General features: G+C 56.4%; 1 pseudogene. It reads right to left on the bottom strand.

Going from position 1 to position 289, the window contains the following annotated elements:
• Window positions 1-289: pseudogene (locus RVY79_RS19010) on the bottom strand (HNH endonuclease); the annotation flags it as partial.

Here is a 289-nt window from a genome sequence, read left to right as displayed (position 1 = left end):
TAGCGCTTAGCAATCGCAAGGTGTTCCAAGTGGCGCGCCACGAGTGCCGTCTGCAGGGGATCCAACCCAGGATGCGGCGTGAGCGTGATGGTCATTGGTGCGTCGTAGGGCTCGCCGATATCGAGATGAAGCACCTGCTGGTCGATAAACTGGTCGAAGTACGGATGCAGAAATAGACGCTTGTTTGCAGCATTGACTGTGTCCGTGAGCTTCTCCCCCTGGCAGATATCGCACATCGGGACGAGATTGCACGCAGTGATGGAGAACTCAGGATAGGTCTGCTTCGGCA

The sequence above is a fragment of the Chromohalobacter sp. HP20-39 genome, assembly GCF_033052815.1.
Classification (GTDB): domain Bacteria; phylum Pseudomonadota; class Gammaproteobacteria; order Pseudomonadales; family Halomonadaceae; genus Chromohalobacter.
This window is presented reverse-complemented; position numbering and strand designations above follow the sequence as displayed.